Origin of the sequence: Thermomonas brevis (assembly GCF_014395425.1) — a bacterium.
In the GTDB taxonomy this organism is placed as follows: domain Bacteria; phylum Pseudomonadota; class Gammaproteobacteria; order Xanthomonadales; family Xanthomonadaceae; genus Thermomonas; species Thermomonas brevis.
In genome coordinates this window covers 224,607-245,840 of sequence record NZ_CP060711.1, presented here as the reverse complement: position 1 = coordinate 245,840, position 21,234 = coordinate 224,607, and the positions used below count along the sequence as shown (strand labels likewise).

Here is a 21,234-nt window from a genome sequence, read left to right as displayed (position 1 = left end):
GCTCAAGCGGCGGGATAGGGCACGGCGTGCAGCAGCGCGGCGATCACGTCGTCCGCGCGCTGCTGTTCGGCTTCGGCGACGAACGACAGCAGCAGGCGATGGCGCATCACCGGCGCCGCCAGCGCGGCCACGTCCTCGCGGGTGGCGGCGAGCCGGCCGTGCAGCAGCGCGCGCGCCTTGGCCGCCAGCACCAGCGACTGGCCGGCGCGCGGCCCGGCGCCCCAGCGCACGTAGCGGCGCACCGCGTCCGGCGCGCCGGCGTCGTTCGGGCGGCTGGCGCGCACCAGCCGGGTGATCCAGGTGAGCAGGTCGGGGCCCACGTGGACGTCGCGGACTAGGGTTTGCAGGGCCAGGATGTCGTCGCCCGTCATCACTTCCGGCACGGTGCCGGCGTGGCTGCCGGTGGTCTGGAGCAGGATGGCGCGCTCCTCGGCCTCGTCGGGATAGTCCACCTTCACGTGCAGCAGGAAGCGGTCGAGCTGCGCCTCCGGCAGCGGATAGGTGCCGGCCTGTTCCAGCGGATTCTGCGTGGCCAGCACGAAGAACGGCGCGGGCAGGGCATGGGTGACGCCGGCGTAGCTGACGGTGCGTTCGCCCATCGCCTCCAGCAGCGCCGCTTGGGTCTTGGGCGGCGTGCGGTTGAGTTCGTCGGCCAGCAGCAGGTTGGTGAACACCGGTCCCTGCTGGAAGCGGAAGGCGCGCCGGCCGGTGCCGTGGTCTTCCTCCAGCAGTTCGGTGCCGAGGATGTCGCTGGGCATCAGGTCGGGCGTGAACTGCACGCGCCGGAACCGCAGCGCCAGCGCCTGTCCCAGTGAGCGCACCAGCAAGGTCTTGCCCAGGCCCGGCACGCCTTCCAGCAGGCAGTGGCCAGCGGCGAGCAGGCCGATCAGCAGCTGTTCGACCACCGCCTCCTGGCCGACGATGGCCTGCCCGATGGCCGCGCGCAACTGCGCCAGCTTGTAGATCTGCTGCTGGAGTGTGGCTTCGTTCGTGTTGGCGTTCATGGCGGTGTCGAGGTCAGGAGAGCAGGGCGTACATCACGATGTTGACGGCGAAGCGGGTGTTGTCCTCGGCGAGGAAACGCTTGTTGCGCCAGTCGTAGTCCCATTCGCAGCCGTAGTCCTTGTTGCTGTAGAGCAGGCCGAGGCGGCCGCCGAACTCGATGCCCTGCAGGTAGTCGTGCACCAGGTCGTCGCCCCAGCCGTTGAGTTCGAACCCCGTGGCCGGCGGGCCATCCGGGAACTTGAAGAAGCTCGAATACAGCGGATGCGACTTCGGCAGTTTCCTGAGCGCCGCCTTGCCGAAGATCGACGCCATCTGCGCCTCGAAGGACTTGGCGAACAGCCCGTCGATGTCGTGGTTGCAGTCGTCCACGAACACGAAGCCGCCGTTGCGCAGGTAGCGTTCGAAGTTGCGCCGTTCGTCCGGATTGAACTCCACCAGCTTGTGCCCGGCCAGGTAGCAGAACGGCGCCTGCAGCATCTTCGGGTCCGACAGCGCGACCACGTGTTCCTTCGGGTCCACCCGCAGGCTGGTGTAGTCGATCAGCGAGGTAATGAGGTTGGACGGCATTCGCGCGTCCACGTCCCAGTCGCCGGAGTCGTACTTCAGGCGGGTGAACCAGAAGTCGTAGCCGGAAGCGCGCGCCGGCGGCAGGAGCATGGCCGCCGACGCGCCCAGCAGCAGGCGCAGGGAGTCGCGGCGGTTCACCCGCCGCCGCCCTCAGACCGCATCCGACAGCGAGGTGAAGGTGAAATCGCGCAGCCGCATCGGCGGGATCATCATCACGTAGCTGGATTCGTCGCCGGCCACGCGCACCGGCTTGCCCAGCTCGTCGATGTTGTTGAGCATGATCACCGGCGACTCGTTGAAGCGGAAGTTCTTCACCGGGTGCTTGATCTCGCCGTTCTCGATGTAGAAGGTGCCGTCGCGGGTCAGGCCGGTGAGCAGCACGGTCTGCGGATCGACCATGCGGATGTACCAGGTGCGGGTGACCAGGATGCCCTTCTGCGTGCCGCGCACCAGCTCCGCGGTGGACTTGTCGCCGCCGGCCATCAGCAGGTTGCCCGGCGAACCGACGGCGCGCTTGCCCTGCTTCTGCGCCCAGTAGCGCGAATAGTCGAGGTTGGCGATTTTTCCGTTCTCGATGATGGCCATGCGCTCGCGCGGCAGGCCGTCGCCGTCCCAGGGCATCACCGGCGCTTCCGGATTCCACGGGTCGGCGTGGATGTTCACGCGCGGGTCGTAGACCAGTTCGCCGAGCTTGTTGCCGCCGCCCTTCTTCGACAGGAAGCTGCGGCCCTCGTCGGCGCTGCGCGCGTCGAAGAAGTTCATCATGAAGCTGATCAGCCCGGCGGCGGCGGCCGGCTCCAGGATCACGGTGTACTTGCCGGGTTCGAGCGCCTTGGCATCGACGGAGGCGGCGGCCTTGCGGATGGCGGTGCGGATGTCCTGTCCGGTGTCGAAGTCGGCCGCATCCTTCAGGTTGCGGCCCACCCAGCCCGAGCCGCGGCCGTCGGCGGTGCGCACGGTGCAGGTGTAGTCGAAGCCGGTGCCGCGCTGGTAGCCGAAGTTGCCGTTGCTGTTGGCGAAGGCGGTGAAGTTCTGGCCGTCCTCGAGGAAGCCCGCGGCGACCAGGCCGTCCTGCTTGCACGGGCCGATCGACTCGGCGGCCACCTTGGCGCGGAACTCCGGGGTGATGGCGGCGGTGGATTCGCTGAAGGTGGGGCTGGGCTTGTAGGTCTGCTTCTGCACCGCGGGCATGAACTCCGGGTTCTCCGGCGCCAGCCGCGCCAGGTCCTCGGCGCGCCGCACGACCCGTTCAAGCGAGGCATCGTCGAACGCATTGACCGTCGCCACGCCCACGCGCTTGCCGAAGGCCACCTGCACGGCCAGCTGGGTGTCCTCCACGACGCCGGCGGTGGACACGTTGTTGAGCGCGAAGCGCACGTTGCCGTTGATGCCGCCGGACAGCGTGGCGGTGCATTCGTCCGCCTTCGACAGCGCGATGACCTTGTCCAGGATGGCCCTGGCTTCCTGTTCCGTGTAGATGCTCATTGCTCGGAAGCTCCTTGACGGCGGTCAGCCCAGGCTGCGCGCGGTGTTGATGACGTTGATGCCGTTGAAGCGGGCGGTGGACGAGCCGTGCGACACCGTCGAGACCTGTCCCGGCTGGCCCTTGCCGTCGAAGAACGACCCGCCCATGCGGTAGTCGCGCTCGTCGGCCACGGCCACGCACGCGTTCCAGAACTCCGGCGTGCGGATCTGGTAGGCCACGTCCTCCAGCATGCGGGTGATCTTGCCGTTCTTGATTTCGTAGAACAGCTGGCCGCCGAACTGCGCGTTGTAGCGCTGCTGGTCGATGGAGAACGAGCCGTCGCCGATGATGTAGATGCCGTTCTCCACTTCCTTGATGAGCTCGGCGGGCGTCAGCGGCGTCTTGCCCGCTTCCAGCGACACGTTGGCCATGCGCTGGAACTGCACGCTGCTCCACGAATCGGCGTAGCAGCAGCCGTCGGATTCCGTCTTGCCGAGGATATGGGCCTGGTCGCGGATCGCCTGGTAGTCCACCAGCTTGCCGTCGCGGATCAGGTCCCACTTCTTGCACTTCACGCCTTCGTCATCAAAGCCTACCGCGCCCAGGCTGCCGAACTGGGTCTTGTCGGCGACGATGTTCACCTTGTCGCTGCCGTACTGGAAATGCGCCTCGCGCTTGTCCAGCGTGGCGAAGCTGGTGCCGGCGTAGTTGGCCTCGAAGCCCAGCACGCGGTCCAACTCCAGCGGGTGGCCCACCGATTCGTGGATGGTCAGCCAGGTGTGCGAAGGGTCCAGCACCAGGTCGTACTTGCCCGGCTTGACCGACGGCGCCTTCAGCTTCTCGCGCGCCTGCTTGGCGGCGGCGATGGCGTCTTCCTTCATGTCGTAGGACAGGCCGTAGTTGACCACGCCGTTCGGCGAGACGAACTTGCCGCTGGCCGCGCCGTCCAGGTATTCGTAGCCCAGCCCCATCGGCGCGGACAGGCCCTCGCGGGTGCGGAACTTGCCGCTGGCCTTGTCGATGGCGGTGACCGTCATCGGCGCCCAGATGCGGTGCACGTCCTGGTCGATGTAGGAACCGTCGGTGCTGGCGAAGTATTTCTGCTCGTTGACCAGGAACAGCATGGAATTGACGAAGTCGGCGCCGGCCGCCATCGCCGCGGCATTGACGCCCAGCAGCAGGTCGACCTTGTCCTTGACCGGGACTTCCATGGCGTTCTTGCGGATCGGCGTTTTCCAGGTCACTTCGCCCAGCGCCGGCGTCGCGGCCAGCCGCACCGGCTCGGTCTGGATCTTCGCATTCGCGCGGGCGACGGCGGCGGCCTGCTGCGCGGCCTTGACCACGCCGGCCCGGGTCAGGTCGTTGGTGGCGGCGAAGCCCCAGGCGCCGCCCGCGATCACGCGGATGCCGACGCCGGTGGATTCCGTGTTCACCACGTTCTGCACCTTGTCCTCGCGGGTGATCACGAACTGGCGCAGGTAGCGCCCGATGCGCACGTCGCAGTAGCTGGCGCCGGCGGCCCGCGCGGCGTTCAGGGCGTCGTCGGCCAGCCGCTTTTTCAGCGCCGGGTCGATCCCTTCCAGCAGTTGGCCGGCGGCGATGGCCTTGCCGAAGATCGACGGCAACAACAGGCCGCCAGCGGAAAGCCCGGACAGGGCGAGGAATTCACGTCTTTGCAAGGCGGCTCTCCGGCAGGCAAGGGGCGGGATGCGCAACGGCGACGGATAGCGGCGAAGAAACGAAGCGCTGCCCGGCTGCCGCGATTCTTGCGGCACCGGAACGGGGGATGCAACTGACTTTCGGCATGGTCTGCGCAGACCATCGACCGATGCGGGGCGCGGCGGGATGCGTCGCTACAGGCGGCGCCCGCGCTCAGAACCAGAAGCGCAGTCCCGCCACCCAGCCGCGGTCGCGTGCGGCTTCGCCCGCATTGCGGGCATGCTCGGCGGTGCGTCCGTGCCTGTTCGACCATTCGTAGCCGACATAAGGCGCGAACTCGCGGCGAACCTCGTAGCGCAGGCGCAGTCCCGCCGAGGTTTCCGACAGGCCCGCGCCGATCCCGCGCGCGTCGTCGTCGCGGCCGTTGAGGACGGCCTCGATGCGCGGTTGCAGGATCAACCGGTTGGTCAGCAACAGCTCGTACTCGACTTCCGCCTGCAGCATGCTGCGCCCGCCGCTGCCCAGGTAGGCGGTGGCCTGCACTTCGAACTTGTAGGGCGCGAGTCCCTGGACGCCCACGGCCAGCCAATCGCGCGCCGGGCCATCGCCGTCGTCGTGGCGCACGCCGGCCAGCACGTCCCACCAGGCGTCCAGCGGCTTGCCCCACAGCGCTTCGAGGCTGGATTCGGTTTTGCCATGCGCGCGTTCGCCTTCGCTGCGCAGCCACAGGCGGCCGCGGTCGTGGCCGATCCATGCCTTGCCTTCCCAGGCCAGCGCATCGTCCTGCGTCCGTTCGAAACGGTCGGCCTGCACCATCCACATCAGCGGGTCGCCGTGGTCGTGTGCGACGTGCAGGAAGGGGAAGGCGGCGGCGCGGTCGGCGTCGGTGAGGGCAGGGGGGCGATAGGCGGATGCCGTCGCCGCTTGCGCACGATGCGCCGCGTGCGGATCGGCTTCCTGCGCTGCGGTAGGCGGCGCTTCCGGTGCGTGATGGTGCGAATGGTCCTGCGCGGCGGCCGCGCCCGCCCACAGCAGCATCGGGGCAAGAACGAGCGCGCGCATCATTCCTCCACCCGCACTTCGCGCATCATCCCGCCTTCCATGTGCAGCAGCATGTGGCAGTGGAAGGCCCAGCGGCCCAGCGCGTCGGCGGTGACGCGGACGCTGCGCTTCGTCCCCGGCGGAACGGCGACCGTGTGCTTGCGCACCAGGAAGCGTCCGTGTTCGTCCTCCACGTCGCTCCACATCCCGTGCAGATGGATGGGATGCTCCATCATGGTGTCGTTGACCAGCGTGATCCGCACGCGCTCGCCGTACTTCAGCCGGATCGGCGCGGCGTCGGCGAAGCGGATGCCGTCGAAGCCCCAGGTGAAGCGTTCCATGTTGCCGGTCAGGTGCAGTTCGATGATGCGTGACGGTTCGCGGTCGTCGTCCGGCGCGTGCAGGCTGCGCAGGTCGGTGTAGCGCAGCACGCGGCGGCCGTTGTCGCGCAGGCCGATGCCGGGGTCGTCCAGCCTTGGCGCGGGCGACATCGTCTGCATGTCCACGTCGGGGTTGCGGGTTTCGCTGGCCGGGTGCGCCTGCATGCCGCCGGCATCGTGCCCGCCGTGATCCATGTTCATCCCCGTCATGCCCATCGCCGCGCCGCAGGTGATTTCGCCCGCCGCTGGCGCAGGGTGGCCGTGGCCCATGTCGTCCATCGTCAGCAGCGGGCGCTTGTCCGGCGCCGGGATCGCCGCTTGCGTGCCGATGCGCGGCGCCAGGGTGATGCGGGTGTAGCCGCTGCGGTCCATCGCCTGCGCGAACACGGTATAGGCCGCGTCGTCGCGCGGCTGCACGATCACGTCAAAGGTTTCCGCCGGCGCGATGCGGAACTCCTCGACGTCCACGGGTTGGATGGATTGGCCGTCGGCGGCCACCACGGTCAGCGTCAGGCCGGGAATGCGCACGTCGAAGAAGGTCATCGCCGCGCCGTTGATGAAGCGCAGGCGCACGCGCTCGCCGGGTGCGAACAGCGCCGTCCAGTTCTGCGCGGCGGTGTGGCCGTTGGCGAGGAAGGTGTAGGTGTGGCTGTTGACGTCGGCGAGGTCGGTCGGGCTCATCCGCATCGCGCCCCAGGCATTGCGGTCGTCCAGCGTGGCGCGCAGGCCGCGCTCGCGCGCATCGCGCAGGAAGTCGCCGACGGTGCGCTTGTGCAGGTTGTCGTAGTCGCTGCGCTTCTTCATCCGCGCGAACAGGCGGGCGGGGTCGAGGTCGGTCCAGTCGGACAGCAGCACCACGTAGTCGCGCTCGCAGGCCAGCGGGTCGGGCTCGCGCGGGTCGATGATGATCGGGCCGAGCAGGCCGGCCTGTTCCTGCAGGCTGGAATGACTGTGGTACCAGTAGGTGCCGCTCTGCTTCACCTGGAACCGGTACAGGTAGTCGCCGCCGGGGGCGATGCCGTCGAAGCTCATGCCCGGCACGCCGTCCATGTTGGCCGGCAGCAGCAGGCCGTGCCAGTGGATGGAGCTGGTTTCGTCCAGCGTGTTGCGGACGCGGATGCCGACGGTGTCGCCTTCGCGCCAGCGCAGGATCGGGCCGGGCAGGCTGCCGTTGACGGTGAACGCGGGGACGGTCCTGCCGGTGATGTTCACCGGCGTGCGGCCGATGGTCAGGTCGAAGGCGTCGCCGCGCAGCACCGTCGGCTGGTCCGGCGCGGTCAGCGCCCACAGCGGGCGCTGCCACAGGCCCAGTCCGAGCGTCGCGCCGCCCATCGCCATGCCGCGCAGCAGGCGGCGGCGGTCGCTGTCGTGCGGTGCGCCCATGTCAGCCTTCGGCGGAGGTCAGGGTGGCCGGATAGTCTTCGTCCGCCAGCGCGGCGATGGCCGCTTCGGCGTCGAAACCGCCGCTGGCGCGGACTTCGCCCTTCGCCAGATCGACCTGCACGGCGGCCTCGGGATCGAGCGCGCGCAGCGCGCGGGTGACGGCGTTGACGCAGTGCTGGCAGCTCATGTTCTCGACGTTCAGCAGCACGGTGTGGATTCCTGATGGATGGGATGCGGCCAGTGTCCAACTTTCTATCGTGGGAAGGTCAAGGCCGGAGAAAAGCATCTTTGACGCGGATCGGAGCGGATGGACGCTGATTGGATTCATCCGCGCTCATCCGCTTTGGTCCGCATCCGGACAGCTTTTCCGTGACCGTTTGACCTTCCTATCTTGGGAAGGATGAGAATGGCCCCAGATCGTTCCACATGGAGGCACCCATGCAATCCGATACCACGCTGCGGCTGGACATCAGCGGCATGACCTGCGCCTCCTGCGCGGGCCGGGTGGAGAAGGCGCTGCGCAAGGTCGAGGGCGTGCGCGAGGCCAGCGTCAACCTCGCCACCGAAACCGCGTCGGTGACGGCGCTAGGCGTGTCGCCGGACGCGCTGGTGCAGGCGGTGGAGCGCGCGGGCTACGGCGCGCGTCCGCACGCCGAGACGGTCGAGCCGGCAAAGGCGGACGGCATGCCGCGCGAAACCCTGCACCTGCTGCTGGCCGTCCTGCTGTCGCTGCCGCTGGCCGCGCCGATGCTGCTGATGCCGTTCGGCGTGCACTGGGCGCTTCCGGGCTGGGCGCAATGGCTGCTGGCGACGCCGGTGCAGTTCTGGCTGGGCGCGCGCTTCTACCGCGCCGGCTTCGCCGCGCTGCGCGCGCGCAGCGGCAACATGGACCAGCTGGTCGCGCTGGGCACCAGCGCCGCCTACGGGTTGAGCGTGTACCACCTGCTCGCGCCGGCGAGGCACCACGCCGCGCCGCTGTATTTCGAATCCTCGGCGGTCGTCGTCACCCTGATCCTGCTCGGCAAATGGCTGGAAGCGCGCGCCCGGCGCCAAGCCAGCGATGCCATCCGCGCCTTGCAGGCGCTGCGGCCGGCGACCGCGCGGGTGCTGCGCGATGGCGTCGAAACCGAGGTGCCGATCACCGAGGTCGCCGTCGGCGACGACGTGATCGTGCTGCCCGGCGAGCGCATCCCCGTCGACGGGCAGGTGCTGGACGGCCGCAGCCACAGCGACGAATCCCTGCTCAGCGGCGAATCGCTGCCGGTGCCGAAAGCCCCCGGCGACCGCGTCACCGGCGGCGCGGTGAACGGCGAAGGCCGCCTGCGCATCCGCACCGTCGCGGTCGGCGCGGAAACCGCGCTGGCGCGCATCGTCCGGCTGGTGGAGGACGCGCAGGCGAAGAAGGCGCCGATCCAGCGCATCGTCGATCAGGTCAGCGCGGTGTTCGTGCCGACGGTCATCGTGATCGCGCTCATTACGCTGCTGGGCTGGGGCATCGCCCGCGGCGACTGGACGCAGGCCTTGCTCAACGCGGTGGCGGTGCTGGTCATCGCCTGTCCTTGCGCGCTCGGCCTGGCGACGCCGGCGGCGGTGATGGCCGGCACCGGCGTGGCCGCACGCGCCGGCATCCTGGTCAAGGACGTGGAGGCGCTGGAAACCACCCGCCAATTGCGCACCGTCGCCTTCGACAAGACCGGCACGCTGACCGTCGGCAAGCCGACGTTGATGCGGCTGCATGCGCTAGACGGCGACGACGCGGCGCTGCTGGCGCTGGCCGCTGGCTTGCAGCAGGGCAGCGAGCACCCGCTGGCGAAGGCGGTGCTGGACGCGGCGCGCGAACGCGGCATCGCCGCGGCCGAAGTCGCCGATATCGCCGCGGTCGCCGGGCGCGGCGTGCAGGGCAGGCGAGGGCATTCACAACTGGCGCTGGGCCATGCGCGCTGGATGGGTGAACTCGGCATCGACCTGTCGCCCGCGCAGGCGTTGGCGGAGGAAGCGTCGAGCGCTGGACAGACGCAGTCCTGGCTGGCGGAAAAGGCGGGCGAGGGTTGGCGCCTGCTCGGCTTGCTGGCGTTCGGCGATGCGCCGCGCCCGCAGTCCGCGCAGGCCGTCGCCGCGCTGCATGCGCTGGGCATCCGTCCGCTGATGCTCTCCGGCGACAACCGCGCCGCCGCCCGCGCCGTGGCCGGGCAGGTGGGGCTTGCGCAAGACGAAGTGCGCGCCGAGCTGCTGCCGGACGACAAGGTGCGGGCGATCCGCGAACTGGCGGAGCAGGGGCCGGTCGGCATGGTCGGCGACGGCCTCAACGACGCGCCCGCACTGGCCGCGGCCACCGTCGGCTTCGCCATGGGCAGCGGCACCGACGTGGCGATGCACGCCGCCGGTGTCACCCTGATGCGCCCCGATCCGCGGCTGGTCGCCGACGCCATCGACATCTCGCGCCGCACCGTGCGCAAGATCCACCAGAACCTGTTCTGGGCCTTCGTCTACAACGTCGTCGGCATCCCGCTGGCGGCGCTTGGCATGCTCGACCCGATGCTGGCCGGCGCGGCGATGGCGCTGTCCAGCGTCAGCGTGGTCACCAACGCCTTGCTGCTGCGGCGCTGGACACCGCAGGCGCGCGACTGATTCCGAGGAGAACGCCATGGCATCCAGATCCATCCGTCCCGAACTGGCCGACGCGCTGGAGCAGGGTCTGCACAACATCGGCCAGGCGGCCGAGCTGAGCGGCGTATCGGCCAAGATGATCCGCCACTACGAGAGCATCGGCCTGATCGCGCCGCCCGCCCGCACCTTCGCCAACTACCGCCTCTACGGCGACGCCGACCTGCACCGCCTGCGCTTCATCCGCCGAGCCCGCACCCTGGGCTTCTCGATGGAGCGCATCCGCACGCTGCTGGCGCTGTGGGACGACCCGCATCGCGCCAGCGCCGAGGTCAAGCAACTGGCGCGCACCCACGCCGCCGAACTGGGCGAGAAGATCCGCGAGCTGCAGGCGATGCAGCGCACGCTGGAAACGCTGGCGCGCAAATGCCATGGCGACGGACGGCCGACGTGTCCGATCCTCGACGATCTGGCGGCTGGTCCCGGCAGCCGCTGAGGGTCACACGGGGCATTTCCCGACATGCAACCGGCCATACCTCCGGCTGTCGGCCAGTGCGACGAGCGGCAGACTGCGGCGGTCGTCCCACGGAGAACGCCCATGCGCTGCTTGCTGTTTGCAATCGGCATCCTGCTGGTGGCCATCGTGCCGTCGACCCGAGCGGAAAGCCTGTATCGCTGTGTCGGAAGGAGCGGCGCGGTGAGCTACCAGTCGCAGGCGTGTTCGGAAACGCAGCGTCTTGATCGCATCGTGGAATACCGTGCCGATCCGATTCCGTCGCGCGATTCAAGGCAACCGCGCTTCGAAACGAGGCGGCAGCCGTCGAGGTTGGCGATACGAAATCCGCGCCAGCGCGTGGCCCATGGCAGCGTCGCCGTCACATCCAACTCAAGGTGCCGCGCCAGCAAGGCGAAACGCGAGGCCGATTTGCGACGGCTTGGCTTGTCGCGAACCTACGAACAATTGAGCCGCCTGGATGCGCCGGTCAGGGAAGCTTGCCGGGGATTCTGAAAGTCCGGCCGGCCGCTGTTGGCTTGGTAAAGCCGCGGGCATCAAGTGCTGCGCCTTCGGGTCGATAACGGAAAGGTGCATGCCATCGAATGTCATCGAAGACGGTATCGGCAGCGTAGCCATCGGAGAACATCGCCCATGACGGTCAGAAAGCTCCTACCTGCTTTGACATAATATGCGTTATGCGAAATAAAAGACAGCGAAGCCCAGCACCATGCACGCCTTTACGCCATCCGATTGATTGCCTCCGAGGAAACGCCCCGGCGCCAGCCGACAAACGCCCATTTACCGACCCACAATCGCCCGCGTTTCGTACCGCCTCCAAGAAAACGCCCGGACGAAGGAACAACCGCCGACAACACGCCCATCGTTCTCCGGCGACTGGCGGATCGCAACCGCTGAATTGGCGGCCTCGCACCTCGCTAGATCCTGGCATGCACGGCCGGCTGCTCGTGCCGGCTAACAACATGCCTCTGGTTTCTTCAACGCTACGAGAAGATGACCTGATGTCGACCACGGTCGCTCAGCCGGCTCCTCGAGCTTGGTCAGCAACAGCACGCGTGGCCCCAAGGCAATTGGCCAACACCGCTCCAAGGACGCCATCAGAACTTCGACGGCCACGGCCTTGTGCTGGCCACCGCACAGTTCAGTGCTCCGCGCCGGCGCTCTTCGTGTACACCCTACGCAGTCTGAGCTGTACACAGAAACCTTGGCGCAATATCGGGTGTACGCCTAATCTAGCTGAAGGCATCCAAAACTAGCCAACACCCGCGCCTTCTCCCTCAAACGGCGTGCTCTTTTGTCCTCACCCGCAAACGTACGCATACATCAATCCGCATCCACTAACGACAGCATGCTCAGCGCAGAGTTGATTGAATAGGCCTTGCACTCCAGATGTGCCAAGCCTATCCAGATGGCGACGTCAACAACGCTTATCACATCATCAGTTCAATTGCGGCCCATAGAAGCGCTCGACACCACGTTGGAGCAGGTATTCGGGCCTACCCTTTTGTGGGTTGAAGGTAGCCATATCCATGTAAATGCCTGCTTCTGCGCACAGTGTTTGGATAGCCGTAGTGCTCGCACGAACCGCCCGCTCCGCGTGTTCCGGGCCTACGCCGATGGCCACGAGGAATCTACTGGCTCCCTCAAGCGGCTCCAGCTCAAGAAGATACGCGGCCCGCACGAAAGGCATGTCCATGTACACCGCCATCAGCGTCGGCATGAGCCACGTGGGCGGATTCGCTTCTTCCAAAGATACAAGTGGCGCACTGTCGTCCTGGTCCAAGATCTCTACGCGCGCGACCGAGCCATCTTTAAGAAGCGCAAGGACCTCTTCGGGGTAGAGCACGCACCCGCCATCGTTTGGATTGAGCATGAAGGTAGCGCCTGGCGATCCTTGCAACAGATCGCGCCCTGTCATCTGGACTATCCGGATCGTCGGACCCGATGCAAACAATGCCTTGGAGCGAGAGGTAAAGAACGGGACGGCATAGAACCCGTCCGGATGCCTGAACTGGATCAACCGTGTACGCGGATAGTCGTCTGAGATTGGCGCGTGCGCGTAGACCCTTGCATCAAGGAGATGGCGAAAGAACAGCACCTCGTCATCGTGGCTTAGCCGCGCCAACTCTAGACGCCTTTCCAGATCCTGCTCTGCAGGTGATGACATCGAGAATGCACGATTTTTTGGGCTTTTCTTGATCATCTCGCATCTCCGCTACGTCGATGGAGGAGCGCCATATGGCCGGCGTGATATCCACTGCCGCTTGGTACAAGGGACGGCGATAGCTTTCGAACAAGAACCTCATTCGAGATTCATCGTGCCCCATGAAGAGCCACAGGAACTTTTCATCGAACTGGAACTTAGACCGGAAGGGATAAGTTGGATCCTCGTGCCGGTCATCACCGAATGCATCGAAACCGCGCAAGATCAGAAGGGTCGGCATCGTTGGATGTGGACTGCTGCTCTTGATCGCGTCCCAATCATCTAGCTGGGATGTCAGGGAGTTCAGGCGCCCGGCCGGATCGGGCTCCAGGTCGATGACTTCGACAGGAATCTGTCGCGTCTGTGCTGCGCGGGTGACAGCCCCAAGCACCGCCTGTTCCGCTTCCCTTGACGGGCACACCAACCGTAACGGCACCCTGAAACTTGGCGCAAGCTCATTCGTGACCTGGGCAGCGACTCGCTCAGCGGTTTGTTCGAACATACATTCCTGTCGTTCTTTGTCCATGCCTGCGCTACCGCACTTGAGCTAGCTACTTGGGTGCCCTCTTGTCTTTGGAGAGTTGGCGGTGCTTCTCCAAAAATTCGTGCATTGAGCCGCGGAACCGAAGCGCCTCTGGTGGAATGGGCACGTCCAGCTGTTTCGATAGCACCATTGCGTATGAAACCTGGGCGGGAGTGGGTTCCTTGATATCCCAGTCCATTGCGTCAGGGAGCAGGGTCTCCAGCTGCCGGGTCAGACGCTGGCAGAACGCATCGCGCGCGGTCCGGTCGTTCAGCCGCTCCCATTGCCGCGCGAGGGCATCTTCGAGGTGGGTGGGGAGATAGAGCTCCACGGACAGATCCAGACCGGGAGAGACCAGAAAGAGCGACATTGGGGCGTTCTTGAAGAGCCGGAATGATCCTTAAATATAGACTATCTTTAAGGGCGTAGTCTCACAAGTAGCGCACCCCTACCGTCGCCCCCATGGGCGATGAAGCGTTACAACAGAAGCTGGGAGGCGCGATACGCGCCCGTCGAGCGCAGCTAGGGTTGAGTCAAGAGCAGTTCGCCGACCAGATCGGCATGCACAGGGCGTACTACTCCAAAGTCGAGCGCGGCGAACAGAACCTGACATTGGCGACCCTCGGGCGTGTTCTTGACGGTCTTGGAGCGCGCTTCTCTCAGCTGTTCAAAGAGGCTGGACTCTAGCTCTAGCCGGCTTTAGGAGGCGTGGGCTGTTTGCCAGATGAAAGACGGGAACGCTTGGCGGCACGTTGAGGCTTCGGCTTGGGGTTCGCGTGCTCAAGAGCTTGATGTAGCGCAGAGGGCAGGTCCTGGAACCGCGCCAGTTGTGCATCGAGAGCTTCCGCTCGTGCACGGTGAGCTGCGGCATCACGACGAGCGTCCGCTGCTTCAGTCCGGGCGGCCTCGATTTCCTTGAGCTGAGATTTACGCGCCGCATCGTGCTCGCAGGTCACTGACGCCAATCGTTGTTTCAGCTCCAGTACCTCCTGCCGGCCACGATCCACCTCAGCATGGGCCCGATCCTCAACAGCGCGGACATGTCGAATGAGGTCGTCTCGCTCTGAAGCTGCTTGATCCTGCTGTGTCTGCAGGCGTGCCTCTGCAACCTGGCGCTGGGTTTCGGCTTCCGTCACGCGAGCATGAGCAGCCTCGCACTGACGAGCAAGTTCCTCATTCTGCCCCTGCAGCTGATGAACAAGGCGCTCCAGCTCCACCGCTCGAGCCTGGGCGATTTCCCGCAGTTGGGCAGCATCCGTGGCCTGTTGGCGCAGGAGGGCTGCTTCGTCACGGAACTCCTCTTTAGCGGTGTTCAACGCGGCTTGTTCGGCCTGCAGGGCCTCACTTCTTTGAGAAATGGCGTCCTCTGCATTGGCGCGGGCATGTTCCATCGCAAGGGACCACCACTCTCCTGCCAGAAAGGCCACCGCATCTGGGGCTTGCGGCAACGCACGATGCGGTTGTTGCTTCTGCAACCGCTCACCCAACTGCTTCCACCAGGTATCCAGCCACCGTGTGACGGTGTTGGGCGAACCGGTCCCCAAGTGCGCGCGGATGCGCTCGACGGTCGGGCGTTCTCCGGCGGCGACGATCTCGTCTGCAGCCGTGTGGACGTCGGTTTCGGTGATGCCCTTGGCCATGGCTTGTGCCTCCTACGCGGCCGCCCTACTCTGCTGATTCCGTACTAGCGATAAGTGATGATTATCGTGGCTATAACGAACAATTCGTAGTAAATACTACATACTATGAAACAGATTTCCACAATCTCCACCCTCGCCCAGACCGTCTCCGGCATGGCACTGCCTGCCCAACTCGCGCAGCAGGCGGCAGACGCGGTGCGCGAACTCCTCGCCGAAGCAGCGGCCGAGAACACCACCCGCAGCTACGCCAGCGCCTTGCGCTACTGGGCCGGGTGGCACATGGCCCGCTACGGCACCGAATTGACGCTACCGGTGCCGGAGGCTGCTGTGCTGCAGTTCGTGGTCGACCACGTGGTTCGCCGCAATGCCGACGGCGAGTTGGCCTGGGAGCTGCCGCCGGCCATCGACCAGGCGCTCGTGGCTGCGGGCCTCAAGGCCAAGCCCGGGCCGTGGACACTGAGCACGATACGACACCGGGTTGCGGTTCTGTCCACGGCGCACCGACTCAAGCAGCAACCCAATCCCTGCGAACAGCCGGCGATCCGCACCGTGCTCAGTCGCGCGGCACGGGCGGCGGTCAAGCGCGGCGAGCGCCCGCGCAAAAAGACCGCGATCACACTGGCTGAGCTGGAGGCCATGCTGGCCACGTGTGACGACAGCCTGGAGGGGCTACGCGACCGTGCCCTGCTCTGCTTCGGGTTTGCCAGCGGTGGGCGTAGGCGCAGCGAGATCGCCGCCGCCGACATGCGGGATCTACGCAGGATCGGCGACAAGGGCTATATCTATCGACTTGAGCACAGCAAGACGCAGCAGGCCGGTGTGACGGCGAATTCGACTCCTGACAAGCCCGTTCTCGATCGAGCTGCCCTCGCGCTGGAGGATTGGTTGGAAGCGTCTGGCATCACCGAGGGCGCAATCTTCCGGCGGCTGTGGAAGCAGTGCATGGGCCCTGCCCTCTCCCCTGCCGCGGTCGGCGAGATCGTGCAGCGGCGGGCACGTCTTGCGGGATTGGAGGGGGATTTTGGGGGGCATAGCCTGCGCTCTGGGTTTGTGACCGAGGCCAGCCGCCAGGGTGTGTCACTGCCGGCGATCATGCAGCTGACCGAGCACCGGGCGGTGTCGAGCGTGATCGGCTACTTCCAAGCTGGTGGTGTAGCCGATAACCCAGCAGCCCGCTTGTTGGAAGACTCCTAGTCGAAGGCTGCGTCGACCGAGCTTTGCTCCACTTCTAAGGAGAAGCTACCCACTGTGCGTGTCTCGCTCCACCTCCTAGGGGCCCCATCGTGATGGGGCAGAAGGTCCGAGCTCCATTGAGCCATCTTCAGTCTCGCCTTCCCAGCATCTCGCTTGGCTACTTCCCAATCATGTGGAAACGTGACAGAATTCATTTCGCCCATTTATAGATTCTATCTAATTCTTTTAAATCAGTGAGTTATATTCATTTTGGACGAACGTACAAGCATTGGAAATGATTTAGCCCAGCTGGTTCGGCTAGCACTCGCCGAGCAGTCCGAGGACGTGCGCCTGTTCGTGGCAAGACTCGTCCGTAAGTACCGAAACTCCCACCCGGAGCTGGCCGAGCAACTGGATCTCTACTTGCGCACAAAAGTTCCTCGAACCAGTGCTCCTATGCGCAAGACTAAGTCGCCGACAGAACCCGCGCATGTGCTGCCGGTGGATGACGAGTCGCGGCTATCGCTACTGAAGGTTTTCAAGGATCCCCCTACCCGCGAGCAGCCCTTACTGTCGGTCGATCTCGAAGAGACGCTTGGTCAACTGATCCAGGAGCGACGCCAAATGGACCGATTGGCGTCGATGGGGCTGAGCCCGACACGTTCCGCCATCTTTGTTGGACCACCCGGAGTCGGCAAGACGCTGACTGCGCGCTGGGTCGCTTCCCAGCTTGGATTGCCGCTATACGTCCTGGACCTGACTGCGGTCATGAGCAGCTTGCTCGGCCGTAGCGGCAGCAATCTTCGGGCCGCCCTCGATTTCGCAAAACGTAGTCCGTGCGTACTGCTGCTGGATGAGATCGACGCCATCGCCAAGCGCCGCAGCGACGATACCGATATCGGCGAACTCAAACGCCTCGTCACCGTTATCCTGCAGGAAGTCGATGAGTGGCCGGCGAGCGGGCTGTTGCTGGCTGCGACCAACCACCCGGAGCTCATCGACCCTGCGCTGTGGCGCCGCTTCGACCTCGTGGTCACGTTCAAAGCGCCGGAAAGGACGGCCGTCAAAGCGGCCATTAAGCGCTTCCTCGGTCCGGATTACTCGCTGTTCGGTCGTTGGATCGACATCCTGACCTTTTCATTCAGCGGCGAGTCTTTCAGCGACATCGAGCGGGAACTTCAGCGCTTTCGCCGTGCGGTCGCGCTGGGCACGGCCTCCGATGCCGATTTGATCGAGGAATTCATCAAGTCGCGCGCCGTCGTTCTGGACCGGCAAGCCCGCATCGACCTAGCCGTGCTGCTGGCGAAGAAAACACGCCTGTCACAGCACGCCGTCTCCGACATCACTGGCGTCAGCCGCGACACCATCCGCAAGTACACGAATGATCAGCAGCTTGCAGCAGCGGGACTCTCGAAGAGGAAATCCGACGCATGAGCCAAACCAACTTCCTGATCGGTCGCGGCGAACTGCTAACCCATGACATCAAGGCACCCAAGCGCAAGCCGGGCAAGGCCGAGGTCTACTCCTTGCAGGAGGCGAATCGACGGCTCGCGCCACAGTTCTCCGAAACCGTGTCGGCATTGGACGCCTTGCCGGCCGAGGCCTGCCCCGGCGACTTCGGTGTCGCCCGGTTGACGATGAATCCCAGCTACATCGCACGATCTTTCTTCCCGGCGGCGATGCTGCGTGCCGTCGGCCTGGAATCGGTCGGCAGCCGGACGGTCAAGATTACCCCTGAAGGCTGGACCAAGAAGGGTACGCCCCAGGAGTGCACGACCACCGAACTCTTCGTTGCCGGAAAGCGCCAGGCATTCAGGCACCTCCAGGGTTGGACACGCTCGCTCGTGGACGAAACCGACGAAGCGCTGGATCTGGCGCACATCGAGCGGTTTGCCGCGTTCCTGCCCGAGGAGCGCATCGTGAACTATGGCAGCAACAAGGACCGTTTCTTCGAAGTCGGCATCCACCTGCTCCCCGACGAGGACCGTCTTTTCGTCCAGCAGGCTTTTGTTCGCTACGCCAAGCGCGTGGGCGTCAAGGTCCACGATACCCTGGGCTTCACGGCCGGAGGCCTCTGGTTCGTCCCCGTCGAGGGCAAATCCGGGGACATGGAGCGGCTCGCCGAGTTCGTGTTTATCCGCGTCATCCGACCCGTGCCGAAGCTCCGCGGCATGCGCCCCGTGCATCGTGCCGGAGGCGTCGCCGTGGGCTGCAGTCTACCCAGCGAACAGCCGCTGTCGTCGGAGCCCAAGGTCGCCATTCTCGACGGCGGCCTGCCCAAACAGCATGCCCTCTCCCCATGGCTTCGTTCATACCGTGTTCTCGACGAGGGCGCGGACGACGATCCGGAAGGTTTGGAACATGGCTTGGCCGTGACTTCGGCATTCCTGTTCGGTCCGATCGAGCCGAACGGCGCTGCTGCCCGCCCGTTCGCCTACGTCGATCATCTGCGGGTGCTCGACAGGGACTCGGGCGCGGAAGATCCGCTAGAGCTGTACCGGACGCTGGGCTTCGTGGAACAAGTCCTGTTGTCGCGCCAGTACCAGTTCGTGAACCTCAGCCTCGGCCCTGACTTGCCCGTCGAGGATACTGACGTCCATGCTTGGACGTCGGTCATCGACGACCTGCTGAGCGACGGCGACACGCTGATGTCCGTCGCGATTGGAAACAACGGCGAAAGGGACCGCCCTTCGGGCAATGCCCGCGTCCAGGTGCCTTCGGACTGCGTCAATGCACTGGCCGTCGGCGCTTCGAACGACACCGCAGCAAAATGGGCCCGCGCGCCCTACAGTGCCATTGGTCCCGGCCGCAGTCCCGGTGTCGTCAAGCCAGACTTGATGGCCTTCGGCGGTGCCGCGGCGAAGTACTTCCATGTGTTGGCATCCGGCAAGAAGCCCACGCTCGTGCCGCAACTCGGTACCAGCTTCGCTTCGCCCTACCTCTTGCGCAGCGCCGTGGGTATTCGCGCCATTCTCGGCTCGGAGTTGACGCCGTTGGCGATCAAGGCGCTCCTGGTCCATGCCGCCGACCCTCTAAAGCATGACAAGCTGGAAGTGGGCTGGGGCAAGGTGCCCGAGAACCTGATGGACGTTATCACCTGCCCAGAAGGGGTCGCGCGCGTGGTCTACCAGGGGGAGCTGAAGCCCGGAAAATACCTGCGCGCGCCGCTGCCGCTCCCCGCTGGCGGCCTAAAGGGCAACATCCGCCTGAAAGCGACCTTTTGCTACGCCTCGCCAACCGATCCGCAGGACGCCGCTGCCTATACCCGCGCGGGCTTGGAAACCGTGTTTCGCCCCAACGAGGACCGGGTCAAGGATGGCAAGGCGAATGCGGATACGAAGGGTTTCTTCGACATGAAGAACTACGTCACTGAGGAAGAGCGGCGCTCCGACATGGGCAAGTGGGAGACGGTGCTGCATGGCGCGAAGAACATGCGTGGAAGCAGCCTCAAGAACCCGGTGTTCGACATCCACTACAACGCCAGGGAAGCAGGCGGCCGGGCGATGAATCCCGAGAAGATCCGCTACGCACTGATCATCACGGTCGAGGCGCCGAAGCATGCCGATCTGTATAACGAGATTCTGCGCGCCTACGCGAGAACACTGGTGCCGATTCAGCCGCAGGTGTCCTTGCCCATTCGCATTCGCTAGGGCAGCAGGCAATCACTACCAGTTCTAGAAGCCTACAGGGGGAGTCAAGGCATGCCGGAGCCGCTGAAAGGAAGAACCGCGGAAGGAGCGGCCTACGAGCGCTTGCCCGCGGTCGAAGCTTGGATCGAGCGACTGGAGGCGATGACTTCAGAGCTGCGTCTCGAGCTTCTTTCTGCGCATTCCAGAAAGCACGCCAACTACGTGCCGTCCGAAGTACTCGTTTACTTTCTGCGGCGTGCCTGGGAGAACGGAGCAAATGCGGACTTTGAGGAGACCTTTCGCATTCTCATGGGGCGGGTGAATCAATCGCTGCGCTCCGCCATCCCCAATTCACAGATTGCCGACGCGCAGGGCATCCGGGAGGAGATTCTGGGGCGCTACGCCGAATTGATCGCCGAGGATTGCAAGAACAGGGGCTCAGCACTGGATTTCTACGAGATGCGATTCGACCTCGGCCTCATGCGATTCCGGATCTCCGCGCTTCGCCAGGTTGGCCCTGCCGCAGACGACATGGTGCCCTTGGGAACGCACGGCGAGGACGGAGAGGAAATTTCGGCGGAAGTCGAGGCGGCCGCCGCTGAATTCCTGGGCGGAAGCCCCTCGAAGCTCGACGACCCCGCTTTCCGGTTGGTGCTGGCCGCTGCGATTGACGGGTTGCCAGAAGACCAGAAACGGGTCATTGGACTGCTCTTGAAAGGCTTCCAGATCGACTCAAAGGACAAGAATGCCATGACCATTGCGCGCATCCTCAAGTGCAACGAAAGGACGGTTCGCAACCGCCGCGACCGCGCCTTCGAGACACTCAAGCCCATCCTGGAAGCGGAGTTCTCGTCGTGAACACCAGGAAATCCGCCCCCGGCGAGGAAGAAGTCATCCTGGCCTTTGCCGGCGAACCCAAGCACGACCGGGAGACGTTGGAACGCTACCTGCGTGAGCATTCGGAGCATGCGGAAGCGATTGTCGACTGCTCGATCGAGCTTATGGCGAGCGTCACACGCCACGATGAAGCCCCTCCCGGCCGGGATGCCTCGGTAGACATGGCCTGGCAGCGATTCCAGGCAGCCATCGGCGACTCTGGGGACGCCGCGGTCGCGAACCCGTTCGCCCAGCTCAACCCAACGGCTTTCAAGACACTGGCCAAGAACCTCGACGTCAGCAACTTGCTGCTGATCCGCCTGCGCGATCGCGCGATCGAGGCGGCGACGATACCCCGGCGATTCGTCCTTAAACTTGCGACCGAACTGGGCGCGACCTCAGAGGCCGTCGTCGCGTACTTGCGCAGTCCGCCGGCAATGGTCTCCGGCCACAGCTTCCGGTCATCCGTGAAGCCGGCCGTCACCCCGCAGATGTCGTTCGAGAAGGCGGTCGAGACCTCCCAACTCACGCAAGCCCAGCAGGACGCGCTCAGGTCGCTGCAGGACTAGGCC

Annotated in this window: 20 protein-coding genes; 9 read left to right on the top strand and 11 right to left on the bottom strand. The window is 65.2% G+C overall.

Annotated features, from left to right (window positions below):
• Window positions 1-2 precede the first annotated feature (2 nt).
• From H9L17_RS01115 to H9L17_RS01085, 7 genes are all read right to left on the bottom strand, one after another.
• Entirely contained in the window at window positions 3-1,004 is a 1,002-nt protein-coding gene (locus tag H9L17_RS01115; protein ID WP_187570563.1) for an AAA family ATPase, read from the bottom strand.
• A gap of 13 nt (window positions 1,005-1,017) precedes the next feature.
• The gene (locus tag H9L17_RS01110) at window positions 1,018-1,662 is read right to left on the bottom strand and encodes a DUF4159 domain-containing protein (protein ID WP_187571801.1); all 645 of its coding nucleotides are present in this window, start codon (window positions 1,660-1,662) and stop codon (window positions 1,018-1,020) included.
• Between the two features lie 60 nt (window positions 1,663-1,722).
• Window positions 1,723-3,057 (bottom strand): TldD/PmbA family protein, encoded by a 1,335-nt coding sequence (locus H9L17_RS01105; protein WP_187570562.1) that lies wholly within the window; start codon window positions 3,055-3,057, stop codon window positions 1,723-1,725.
• A gap of 24 nt (window positions 3,058-3,081) precedes the next feature.
• On the bottom strand, window positions 3,082-4,716 hold the full coding sequence (locus H9L17_RS01100; protein WP_187570561.1) for a TldD/PmbA family protein: 1,635 nt from the start codon (window positions 4,714-4,716) through the stop codon (window positions 3,082-3,084).
• 193 nt (window positions 4,717-4,909) lie between these two features.
• The gene (locus tag H9L17_RS01095) at window positions 4,910-5,758 is read right to left on the bottom strand and encodes a copper resistance protein B (protein WP_246455133.1); all 849 of its coding nucleotides are present in this window, start codon (window positions 5,756-5,758) and stop codon (window positions 4,910-4,912) included.
• Complete coding sequence (locus H9L17_RS01090) at window positions 5,758-7,500, bottom strand: copper resistance system multicopper oxidase (RefSeq protein ID WP_187570559.1); 1,743 nt, start codon at window positions 7,498-7,500, stop codon at window positions 5,758-5,760. The genes H9L17_RS01095 and H9L17_RS01090 overlap by 1 nt, the downstream gene beginning before the upstream one ends.
• 1 nt (window position 7,501) lies before the next feature.
• A complete protein-coding gene (locus H9L17_RS01085; RefSeq protein ID WP_223158071.1) occupies window positions 7,502-7,708 on the bottom strand; it encodes a cation transporter in 207 nt (68 codons plus the stop codon).
• A gap of 230 nt (window positions 7,709-7,938) precedes the next feature.
• On the opposite strand from H9L17_RS01085, the gene H9L17_RS01080 reads away from it, so the two are divergent.
• The 3 genes from H9L17_RS01080 to H9L17_RS01070 all read left to right on the top strand — a co-directional run bounded on the left by H9L17_RS01080 (window position 7,939) and on the right by H9L17_RS01070 (window position 11,113).
• On the top strand, window positions 7,939-10,128 hold the full coding sequence (locus H9L17_RS01080) for a heavy metal translocating P-type ATPase (RefSeq protein ID WP_281401909.1): 2,190 nt from the start codon (window positions 7,939-7,941) through the stop codon (window positions 10,126-10,128).
• 16 nt (window positions 10,129-10,144) lie between these two features.
• A complete protein-coding gene (gene cueR, locus H9L17_RS01075) occupies window positions 10,145-10,600 on the top strand; it encodes a Cu(I)-responsive transcriptional regulator (RefSeq protein ID WP_187570556.1) in 456 nt (151 codons plus the stop codon).
• Window positions 10,601-10,702: 102 nt separating this feature from the next.
• Window positions 10,703-11,113, top strand: a complete 411-nt coding sequence (locus H9L17_RS01070; RefSeq protein ID WP_187570555.1) for a hypothetical protein — start codon at window positions 10,703-10,705, stop codon at window positions 11,111-11,113.
• A gap of 943 nt (window positions 11,114-12,056) precedes the next feature.
• On the opposite strand, the gene H9L17_RS01065 is transcribed toward H9L17_RS01070, so the two are convergent.
• The 3 genes from H9L17_RS01065 to H9L17_RS01055 are packed head-to-tail and all read right to left on the bottom strand — an operon-like array spanning window position 12,057 to window position 13,714.
• Window positions 12,057-12,821, bottom strand: a complete 765-nt coding sequence (locus tag H9L17_RS01065) for an SseB family protein (protein ID WP_187570554.1) — start codon at window positions 12,819-12,821, stop codon at window positions 12,057-12,059.
• Window positions 12,721-13,347, bottom strand: a complete 627-nt coding sequence (locus tag H9L17_RS01060; protein WP_187570553.1) for a hypothetical protein — start codon at window positions 13,345-13,347, stop codon at window positions 12,721-12,723. The genes H9L17_RS01065 and H9L17_RS01060 overlap by 101 nt, the downstream gene beginning before the upstream one ends.
• Window positions 13,348-13,372: 25 nt before the next feature.
• Window positions 13,373-13,714, bottom strand: a complete 342-nt coding sequence (locus H9L17_RS01055) for a hypothetical protein (RefSeq protein ID WP_187570552.1) — start codon at window positions 13,712-13,714, stop codon at window positions 13,373-13,375.
• A gap of 92 nt (window positions 13,715-13,806) precedes the next feature.
• Between H9L17_RS01055 and H9L17_RS01050 the strand changes: the two genes are divergently transcribed.
• On the top strand, window positions 13,807-14,031 hold the full coding sequence (locus H9L17_RS01050; protein WP_187570551.1) for a helix-turn-helix domain-containing protein: 225 nt from the start codon (window positions 13,807-13,809) through the stop codon (window positions 14,029-14,031).
• Window positions 14,032-14,033: 2 nt separating this feature from the next.
• On the opposite strand, the gene H9L17_RS01045 is transcribed toward H9L17_RS01050, so the two are convergent.
• Complete coding sequence (locus tag H9L17_RS01045; RefSeq protein WP_187570550.1) at window positions 14,034-14,984, bottom strand: DNA-binding protein; 951 nt, start codon at window positions 14,982-14,984, stop codon at window positions 14,034-14,036.
• Window positions 14,985-15,089: 105 nt separating this feature from the next.
• Here H9L17_RS01045 and H9L17_RS01040 point away from each other — a divergent pair, with 105 nt between their 5' ends.
• The 5 genes from H9L17_RS01040 (at window position 15,090) to H9L17_RS01020 (ending at window position 21,231) form a co-directional block, all read left to right on the top strand.
• Window positions 15,090-16,178: a site-specific integrase gene (locus H9L17_RS01040; protein WP_187570549.1), complete on the top strand. Its 1,089-nt coding sequence runs from the start codon at window positions 15,090-15,092 to the stop codon at window positions 16,176-16,178.
• Window positions 16,179-16,502: 324 nt separating this feature from the next.
• Window positions 16,503-17,591 (top strand): AAA family ATPase, encoded by a 1,089-nt coding sequence (locus H9L17_RS01035; RefSeq protein WP_246455132.1) that lies wholly within the window; start codon window positions 16,503-16,505, stop codon window positions 17,589-17,591.
• A complete protein-coding gene (locus tag H9L17_RS01030) occupies window positions 17,588-19,807 on the top strand; it encodes a S8 family peptidase (protein ID WP_187570548.1) in 2,220 nt (739 codons plus the stop codon). Before H9L17_RS01035 ends, H9L17_RS01030 begins: the two co-directional genes overlap by 4 nt.
• A gap of 51 nt (window positions 19,808-19,858) precedes the next feature.
• Window positions 19,859-20,644, top strand: coding sequence for an RNA polymerase sigma factor (locus H9L17_RS01025; protein WP_187570547.1), 786 nt, complete (start codon window positions 19,859-19,861; stop codon window positions 20,642-20,644).
• Entirely contained in the window at window positions 20,641-21,231 is a 591-nt protein-coding gene (locus H9L17_RS01020; RefSeq protein WP_187570546.1) for a hypothetical protein, read from the top strand. Before H9L17_RS01025 ends, H9L17_RS01020 begins: the two co-directional genes overlap by 4 nt.
• The last annotated feature ends 3 nt before the right edge of the window (window positions 21,232-21,234 follow it).